At 33.3% G+C, this 9,159-nt stretch carries 11 protein-coding genes; 7 read left to right on the top strand and 4 right to left on the bottom strand.

Going from position 1 to position 9,159, the window contains the following annotated elements:
• Window positions 1-184: 184 nt before the first annotated feature.
• Window positions 185-643 carry a MarR family winged helix-turn-helix transcriptional regulator gene (locus I7822_RS13175; RefSeq protein WP_207978794.1) on the bottom strand — a complete coding sequence of 153 codons (459 nt, stop codon included), beginning with the start codon at window positions 641-643 and terminating at the stop codon, window positions 185-187.
• Window positions 644-827: 184 nt separating this feature from the next.
• Between I7822_RS13175 and I7822_RS13170 the strand changes: the two genes are divergently transcribed.
• Window positions 828-1,589: a nucleotidyltransferase domain-containing protein gene (locus I7822_RS13170; RefSeq protein WP_207978785.1), complete on the top strand. Its 762-nt coding sequence runs from the start codon at window positions 828-830 to the stop codon at window positions 1,587-1,589.
• Between the two features lie 73 nt (window positions 1,590-1,662).
• Here I7822_RS13170 and fbpA read toward each other — a convergent pair whose 3' ends face one another.
• Window positions 1,663-1,842 carry a Fur-regulated basic protein FbpA gene (fbpA, locus tag I7822_RS13165; protein ID WP_207978782.1) on the bottom strand — a complete coding sequence of 60 codons (180 nt, stop codon included), beginning with the start codon at window positions 1,840-1,842 and terminating at the stop codon, window positions 1,663-1,665.
• Window positions 1,843-2,013: 171 nt separating this feature from the next.
• On the opposite strand from fbpA, the gene I7822_RS13160 reads away from it, so the two are divergent.
• The 5 genes from I7822_RS13160 (at window position 2,014) to I7822_RS13140 (ending at window position 4,873) form a co-directional block, all read left to right on the top strand.
• Window positions 2,014-2,271, top strand: a complete 258-nt coding sequence (locus I7822_RS13160; RefSeq protein WP_207978775.1) for a hypothetical protein — start codon at window positions 2,014-2,016, stop codon at window positions 2,269-2,271.
• A gap of 255 nt (window positions 2,272-2,526) precedes the next feature.
• Window positions 2,527-2,865: a MerR family transcriptional regulator gene (locus tag I7822_RS13155; protein WP_066331172.1), complete on the top strand. Its 339-nt coding sequence runs from the start codon at window positions 2,527-2,529 to the stop codon at window positions 2,863-2,865.
• A gap of 400 nt (window positions 2,866-3,265) precedes the next feature.
• On the top strand, window positions 3,266-3,460 hold the full coding sequence (locus I7822_RS13150; protein ID WP_243459445.1) for an aspartyl-phosphate phosphatase Spo0E family protein: 195 nt from the start codon (window positions 3,266-3,268) through the stop codon (window positions 3,458-3,460).
• A gap of 69 nt (window positions 3,461-3,529) precedes the next feature.
• Entirely contained in the window at window positions 3,530-4,186 is a 657-nt protein-coding gene (locus tag I7822_RS13145) for an MOSC domain-containing protein (protein WP_207978773.1), read from the top strand.
• 471 nt (window positions 4,187-4,657) lie between these two features.
• On the top strand, window positions 4,658-4,873 hold the full coding sequence (locus I7822_RS13140) for a GNAT family N-acetyltransferase (RefSeq protein WP_207978830.1): 216 nt from the start codon (window positions 4,658-4,660) through the stop codon (window positions 4,871-4,873).
• A gap of 401 nt (window positions 4,874-5,274) precedes the next feature.
• On the opposite strand, the gene I7822_RS13135 is transcribed toward I7822_RS13140, so the two are convergent.
• Entirely contained in the window at window positions 5,275-6,804 is a 1,530-nt protein-coding gene (locus tag I7822_RS13135) for an alpha/beta hydrolase (protein WP_207978829.1), read from the bottom strand.
• Between the two features lie 970 nt (window positions 6,805-7,774).
• Here I7822_RS13135 and I7822_RS13130 point away from each other — a divergent pair.
• Window positions 7,775-8,254: a DUF3920 family protein gene (locus tag I7822_RS13130; protein WP_207978771.1), complete on the top strand. Its 480-nt coding sequence runs from the start codon at window positions 7,775-7,777 to the stop codon at window positions 8,252-8,254.
• Between the two features lie 307 nt (window positions 8,255-8,561).
• On the opposite strand, the gene I7822_RS13125 is transcribed toward I7822_RS13130, so the two are convergent.
• Window positions 8,562-8,720 (bottom strand): hypothetical protein, encoded by a 159-nt coding sequence (locus I7822_RS13125; RefSeq protein WP_207978769.1) that lies wholly within the window; start codon window positions 8,718-8,720, stop codon window positions 8,562-8,564.
• Window positions 8,721-9,159: the final 439 nt, after the last annotated feature.

Below are 9,159 nucleotides of genomic sequence, written 5' to 3'. Positions count from 1 at the left end.
TTGAAGTACTTTTATCTCTTTAGTTGAAAATGTTATTTTACTCATGTTGTCCCCTAATCCCCATTATCTTGAAATTAAAGTATATAAAAAAATACCTATAGATGAAACACTCTTTTATAAGTGTCCTATCTATAGGTACCATATTATATGAGTCACCCTAGTAAAATATTAATCTACTGCTATTCTATCTAAATAACAAATGCTGACTATGTACGCCTGCTTTTTTTAATAGCGCTTTCAATTCTTCCTGCTCTTCTGCAGAGAGACCAGAAAATGCACGGGCTATACGGATAGCATGTATTGGATATATTTCATCCAAGTATTTTTGTCCTTTGTCTGTTAATTTCGCATAAACAGAGCGTTTGTCTTTTGGATCTTGCTCCCGGTAAATAAATCCATTCTTTTCAAGCTTATCAATGACATACGTTACATTTCCACTAACTAATAATAATCTTGACCCAATTTGCTGTAACTTTTGTGGTCCCCTTGTAAAAAGCAATTCTAGCACAGCAAATTCTGTTGGGTTAAACCCATGTTCCTTGCTATCACGAATTGAATGCTCGGAGACACTTTTGAAAGCCCTTGCAAAAATTCGAAACAAATCTAATGCACTCTGTAACTCTTCTTCCGTGTATGATCTCATCCCATCGCCCTCTTATATTCAAAATTAACCATAGATAAACTTTACCAACATTAAAAACATAAAAATTATATAGTGGAATCTTAATTTTACTATGATTTTAATAATATTTGAAGGTTTTTACCAATAATAACTTGAAAATAAATAAATACTGTAAATATTGTACTAAAGAATTGGGAGGTTTTAAATGGAGTTTGCCATTAAGGAGTTGTTAAAAACGCTTGAAAAACAAGAAAATATTACGATTCTTTTTGCTTGTGAATCAGGGAGTCGAGCTTGGGGGACTAGTTCTCATAGTAGTGATTATGATGTTCGTTTTATCTATATCCGAGAGTTAGATTGGTACTTACAACTATTTGAAGGTCGTGATGTAATCGAGATCTCACCAAATGATAAAGTTGAGATGGTTGGTTGGGATCTGAAAAAAGCACTAAAACTTTTGCAAAAGTCAAATCCAACACTACTTGAATGGATCTACTCACCAATTATCTATTTAAGCGAAACAGCCTTCACATCTAAACTAAAAACACTATCACAATTAGCTTTTTCGTCAATACCAACCGTTCATCATTATTTAAATATGGCGAAGAAAAATTATCAAACTTTACTAAAGGAAAAGAGATCCACAACAAAAAGATATCTAAATATATTAAGACCATTACTTACATGCTTGTGGATTTTAGACAATCAAGAGATGCCAAAAATTGATATTACTTCACTCTCCCACCAGTATATTAATGATCCAAAACTTAATCAACAATTTGACCTGTTACTACAGTCAAAACAAAATGGTCAACAATATTTTGAATCTATGCAACTTAATATATATTGCGAAGAAACAATCCAGGTTGTTGAAGAAATGATTAAAAATGTCCAAAATGTTAGCCTGATGCCTACAAACACTTTAAATGAGTTTTTTTTAGAGATTGTAAAAAATGTTAGTCCTTAAACCCAACATTAAGAAGCGGATGAATGAACTCTGGTAGTGTTAGCCTCTTCTTAATGTCGCTTTTATTCTATACCTACATCGTACGATTTCGTTTTACTTGTGGATCATTATGATAAAAATAATTGTATTCATTCTTTAACTCAGTAAGGGTCATCTTATTCAAGACTTGTGTATTATATACTCCAATGGCGAGTAATTTTTGAGAGTAGTAATTTCTTTGTTCCTCAAGTGCATTTTGCAGCATTTTACTCATGACGCTCATCTCCATATAATAATTTTGCTACTTTTAACTTACCTTAAAATTGTTATAGGACGATTAACATAATGTTAAGATTTTCTTTCGAGTTATTAAATTTGTATAAATTTGTTTAAAGCGTTGAAAACATGTCGAGAATAGTTTCAACTTATGAAGGGGTTGAAACTATTGACATTACGAGTAGTAGCCAAAGAGGATTACGAAAATAAAACGAAGGTTTTTTATTTAAATTCCACGGAACCAAAGTCCCAACAGTTATACATGGCAATAATCAACGGGTCAGAAATTGTTACTTTAACAATTTACAACTTAAAATCAAACCAATTCGAAGAAGTTACAGCACTTTTCCAGCCTTCTTTTCTAAATAACCTTTCCCAGCAGCTTTTAAACCAGCTTACATATTACAATCAGGCAAAAGCATTATAATTCATTAACATTTACACAACTATTTTCTATCCGTTCACCATCCTCCCTCTTACTAAAACAAAACCTCTAATAAGGGTTGATTACTTTTCTATATTGTAATTTATCCCATAATAAGTTACATTCTCACTGTGACGAAACCTCACATGCTTTTTATACAATATATTTCTTTGTTAGATTTTCTAACAATGTAAATGTCATATCTTACATCAAAGGTTATACTTGTAAAAAGAAGTATCTCTTACGAGGGGTGGAGGAATGAATCAGCAAGACCGCTCATACAAGGATAAGAAGGTAATCTCGATTGGGACAGTAAGTGAGTTAACTGGATTAACCTTAAGACAAATTCGATATTATGAAGAAAGAAAATTAATCGCTCCATATCGGAATGATAGAGGTACAAGAAAATACTCATTCAATGATATTGAGACATTAATGGACATTGCAGATAAACGAGAGGACGGTGTTCAAACAACTGAGATATTAAAAGAAATGAGATTAAAAGAAAAACAACGTGAAAGTGAAGCTGAAGTTAAGAAAAAGATGCTTCAAGGTCAGTTGAATGCACAATTTAGATATGGTCGTGGTAGAAATTAAGGTCAAGCGCACTGCAGCATTTCTTAATATATCGCTGCAGTGTTGACTTTTATCTCTCTATTATTTTACACTCCCTATTAATCTCCCATAAATATCCCTCTTCAATCTCTTGTTTATAGAGGTAAGAATTTCTTATATGTAGCACTAAATAACCAAGGAAAATCTCCTCATTATTTAAAAAAAAATGAACAAGCCCCACTATATTTTTCTTGTTAGGAAATACTATTAACACAAAATATATAAGTTTCTATTGCCACTAACCCAATTTATAGTATTTTTTATTGATTTTTTTTAAAATCAGAAAAAAAACACACCAAACACTTTACAATAGGATAAAATATCCGATAATAGAATTACTAGGACTTTTCCACCTAGTAAAGCTAAGTGCGAGGTGGTCATTGTGATTTCGATTGATGCTGTAATCGAAGAATACCGGAAAAAAATGTTAATTATCGCAAAAGAAAATGGGATAGACTCGCATCTAACATTAATTGCAAGCCAAAACCTAGACCAACTATTAAATATAAAAATGAATGAAAAATCAGCAAAGCTTACTAAAAAAAAACCATTAAATAATTTTTTATTACATCAATAAGTAATTTATTGATGTATTTTTTTGTAAAATCAGATTAATAACTCTACACTTATAAGGATGTGAACTAGGATGAATTCACAAATTATTTGGCTAAGCAAAGGAACACCAAAAACATTATCTCATAAAGGAATCGAATACCGTTCCGGAATATCTAAAGATCCAGTTGAAAGGTTAGAGGTAACTTCTGAACGTATTACAGGTGATGATGTTGAAAATCATGAATTTCATGGTGGCTCTGAAAGAGTCATATGTGTATACCCATATGAACACTACGCATATTGGGAAAAAACCTATGGTAAAGCATTATCAAAAGCAGCTTTTGGTGAAAATTTAACTTTAACAAATATGCAAGAAACCGATGTTTGTATTGGTGATATTTTTCAGATTGGAGATGCCGTTTTACAGATCTCACAAGGCAGATTTCCATGCTCAACGATTAATAAACATACAGACATCAATACTTTGTTAAATAAGATCGTTGAAACGGGCTACACCGGATATTTCTTTCGTGTATTAAAAGAAGGAATCATAATGTCTCATTCAGATATCAAGCTTCTAGATAAACACCCTAAACAGATCTCGATTGCAACCATTCACAATACATATTTTCATAATAAAAAAGATCTTTCGCAAATCGAACACATACTTGCACTTGATGAACTCTCTGCAGAATGGAAAAATCGGATGATAAAGCTTTATGATCAAATGAAAGCTAAAGCTAAATAAGAACAAAAGAACAAGCGCCCGTTTAGCGACGTATGGACTGGACTGAGCCGTATCTAGCTGCGGCTCCTAGCTCTTCGAGTCATAAGCCAATCAGATATTGGAAAGAAAACCGCTTCCCATCATCTGCACGTCTTATGCTTGTCAGAGCTGGACAGTCGCCTCCGCTTTTAAGTCACATAAATCTACACTCATTTCCAGAATATCAAATAACGAAGGGTCATTTTTAGCTAATAATGCTAGCTCTAAATTACTCAGTTTATTAAAATTATCACTTGGTTTGAAATTAAAAGATGATTGAATGTCTTTTAATACTTATTCGTTTAGATTATTAACTTTTCTTGGATATATTTAGCATCGTCGAGTGAAATTGCTATAGCTGAAGAAGAAGATACAATAACAAAAAGATATGAAAATATACATAAATAGATAGTTCTAATCATAAAGTAACCTCCTTTTGACTTTTTTTAAAAAATTGGAAGGGATTTAGGAATATATGAACTATATGTTATTGAAGAATTTAGAGGAAAAGGAATCTCTAAACAATTAATGAGAATTGCTTTTAACCATCAAAGACAAGCTGGATACTCTGAAGTCCGTTTAAGTGCTTATGCAAAGATCCAAGCCATTAAACTATATGAAAAAATGGGATTTAACATAAGAACAGTTACTATGAGTTTACCGTTATAAACAGTGCTAACTATGATGTTACTTGGAATTAAAATGAACAAGCCGATGTTCACCCTTAACGTGGTGAAAACCGTCTATTTTTTATATCCAAATTCCTTAACGGTGTAAATCCGAGTTTTGCTGGTGGTACCTCTCTAAGAAACATAATATCCCAAGAGATTATATTCTTATCAAACTTTATAAGGAGAATTGTTCTTCCAATTGAATTACGTAGACCTTATGAGATACACATTGGAGATCAAATAGAGAAAGATTTATCAAGACCTGAATTAAAAAAAACAAAAAACATAGGCTGTTAACATATTATAATAACTAATATGTTAACAGCCTATTTATTAGGATTATTCCTCAACAATTGCCCCGATCGTATTGTTCCTCACGTTCTTTTTAAGATTATTTTTCTAATAGGGATCCCTTTCCTCCCCGGAATTTATGTCGATAACTTTAACCGGATTTTGCGGTGCGGCTACAGTCATACTGTTTGGAGCTTCTTCTTTGTTCTCTACCCAATTAACAAGCAGATCAAAAGCTTGATGGGTATAAGGCAATAAGGGTTGAAGCTCTCTGTCAGGATCTGTTGCTTGATTCCAGACCAGGCTGTCCACATGATTACCTTTATCGATCATGTATAGACGATGCAAATGATCTTTTCCTGCTTTTTTCACAAGTTTTCTGTATCCTTCTGCATGAATTGTAGGAAAAATGAGAGTATCCAATGAACCGGTTATGCTGATTAAAGGCACGTCAATATCACCGGTAATTGCTACCTCTTTTATGTTTTCTTTTATACTTTTTGGACGTGATACGTATTTATAATCTTCAAAGATATGATCATAACTGCGGTCTCTTGCCCCATTCACAAAATTTAAATAGTTTTTCCAGTTAATTCTTTTTGGCGCGTCAGGATCAAAGTGATCGCGGTATATATTTAAGGTTACAAACCAATATAACTGGTCATGATAGGCCCATAGTTTTTCGGATCCGAGTGGAAGACCTGCTTTGTACATTTCCTTTACTGCTTTGTCCCGTTCTTTCCCTCTGCCGAAAATGGCTTCATCGGCATTATTGACGACTGTTGTCAAAGAGCTAATTAAGTTCGGAGCCTTGTCTGTCCATAACACCCCTTCCCAATCAACTCCGCCGTCAAAAAGACGCTGCTCTCCTGTTTTTTTCGGTCCATCATTTTCAAGCGCATAACGGACAACATAGCCTCCGTTTGAAATTCCCAGAGCGTATGTAGGCACTTTATGGTCTTCCTTTATTAAACGGCTTGCAGGGTTTGCAGCATCATTCGATCGAATCAGCTTATCAGGGTAATGCTTGCTTAAATAGCTTTGAGCCGATTTTGTCACTTGGCGGAAGCGCAGATGCCATTCTGCTACACTATCATCCGCGCTGATTAGTGCATTTTTTACCTTTGCAAGCGGATCAATGGGGTCGCTTTCCCCCTGTGTCCCTTTATCAATTGCTACAAATGCAAAACCTTTTTCTAACACAAAATCACTAAAGAGGAGGTCTGTTGAAGTTTCATTCCGGGTGGCAGGTATACCGGAAACGACCAGTTTTCCATTCCAGTTCTCTGGTACACGAATAACGAAATGCGCATCGTCAAAAACTCCAGTTACCTGTGTCCCCTTAATTTCCGCAGGCTTATACATCTGATACCAACCGGTACCTTCTGTCAAATCCCCCCAATTATAAGGAGCCAAACCAAGGTTTCCATATACAACTGCTTTTTGATATTGCTGCGGATTTTTCGTAGTCAACCAGTTTCCATTTTCCCCATCAAAATAAATTTCAGATACATCATGTGCCCCGGGTATTAGCTCATCCATTTCAGAAGCATATGTTTGCTCCATCTTTTTCCCTCCAGGATAAAATGTAAATAGTAAAGACGAAGATAAAGCAAGCGATAACAATTTTCCTTTCAGACAACTCATCCCCTTCTCCTTTATGGAAGATTCAAACAATTCCAACAATACTATTTTACTGTTTCCTTCTTCTAAAATCACGGGGCCATTGTCACGATTTACCAGTTATTAATTTCATCATCTTTCATTTTTGAGTTGTTTTTTTATTTAAAACCGTGAATTTGACGTATAATCGACCACTTGTTCAAGTGCTTCTTTTAAGGCTCTTTTTCTTCTTTCCTTTGTGGACAAACCCCAACTTCACCAAATTTGATTCTGCTCTTAATTCTTGGTGCTTCTATCTTCACCTCGTTTTCTTATAATAGGCGATATCCAGCATTATCTTATCTCATATGAATTTTAAACGGGAATAAAAGCCCTTGATAGAATAAGAACTTTTATCATTGTTTACATTTAGTCATAGATAAGGGTTATAAGGACTTGACTTGAGCACTCTGTGAATACAATTGGTCTTGAAAAGCTGAAACAGTTTTTTATCCAGGTAACGAACCTATCTATCATAGCTACCGCGTCTCCGCTTACTGTCCTTGATGTGTGTGGAAGAATAACGCTTATAGTTTCTTCCTCCTGTTACTTTATTTCCTTCCAAAACATTTTCCTCCTCTCTTTACGTAGAATACTATAAAAAATTAGTGTATATAATGTTTCCAAATAGTTAGAAATCCTTCATTTTTATATCATTTTTATCATTACATACATTGAATACGGTAGAAAATCATATTGTATATAATGAGAAAATGTCAATTTAACCACATAAAAAACAAAAGTCCAAACATGGAAAAAAATTCAGGTGGGATTTTATTTCATGTTTGGACTTTATAAATTCTGTGAATAATGAGAATAAAGTTTACGAAAAAAATCTTAAAAACCACAATAGATTACTAATCCTATTGTGGTTTTTAATCTACTCTCAGAAAAAAGGTTTTTTATATAAGAATGATGGGTAAAAAATGTATAGGAGGTTTTATACATGTCTTTAAGTCAAGTTCTACAAAAACGCATTATTTTTCAACAATATAAAAATTGGTATGTATTAGATGACGAATTTTATTGGGACATTAAAACATTATCTAATACTATTTTTAAATACTTAGACTCAAATATTAATATCCCTGTTATTTTTTGTTCTATTTGTGAAGCGAATAATATCATAAGTGACTTAGGAGATGAAGAAGATGAATATTTACGATTCGCATCAGGTATTTATTGGAGAGAATTAGGGATTATCTTTATTTTTCGCTTCAGTGAATATATCCCATTAATTGAGACTCTTTTTCATGAATTTCGTCATGTTATGCAAGACCTCAATCCTGATTTTAGACATCATTTCGAATGTGATAAAAAATTACCTTATCAAGAGCGAATTACTGAAATTGATGCCTTTCAATTTGCAAAAGAAAAAACAAATGAATATCTAACATCTGAATCATTTAAAAAGGTTGACTTATGATCAGTTCAAAAAAAGGAACCACTCCACTAACAGTAGAATAATCCGTTTCTGGTCGTTCCACCAGCCAATTCTATAATTTTTATAGAAGTCCCGACGTCTAAGCGTGGATTGTATATTTAAGATAAATATTGTAAAAACATGTATTTTGGTCTATGAATCTATACTAAAAATACACTATATCATAAGAGATGCGTTGATATAGTCGGCTTGTTGGTGGGTTCGATACCCCCTAAACAAGCCGATCTTTTAATAAATTAGGAGCAAAGTTTTAATTCATCCCTTTAATCTTGTTACCAGGGTAAAGATTTTAAACAGTAGCTAAAGCAAAACAAGGGTCATTAAAGTAAACAACCTCTGAAAGAATCTTATATCCTTGAATGCTCACAATTGCTTTTTTTGCCTCTTCTTCCGTATCAAATTCAAACATTTTAGTGTTTTCCTTAGAATAGACCGTAATTACCCACATTAAAAAGATCCCCCAATAAAAAGATAATATTTTACCCCTTTGTTTTGTAAATTGATAGGTGATTTTAAAAAGTATTTGAAGCTAGTTAGGAGTATAGTTATTTCTAACAAAGATGATTAAAACATCTTAAAGACTTTTTTAATCGTGACAGTTTATTGACATAATTTCAATTTTTAAAACGTCAGTTTTCAGTGCCCTCCATAGCAAGGGGGGGATTTTCAGCATAAGCCTTTTGAGAGAAATTCGCTATTTCATATGGATAACGATATAATCAATAACCACATCTCTATTTTTGTAGGCTCGAACTGTCGGCACTCACGTTTAGAATGTCCCCTCTACCTCGTCAAACGGTAAAATATATCCTTTGTGTTCGAGACTTCTTATGCCACATTCTGAATCCAGACAGGCAGCATTATCCTGAGTACATTTTCTACAGTAC

It is taken from the genome of Metabacillus bambusae, assembly GCF_017497975.1.
Classification (GTDB): Bacteria; Bacillota; Bacilli; order Bacillales; family Bacillaceae; genus Metabacillus; species Metabacillus bambusae.
Note: the sequence above shows the minus strand (reverse complement) of the source record. Positions and strands in the feature narration are given on the sequence as shown.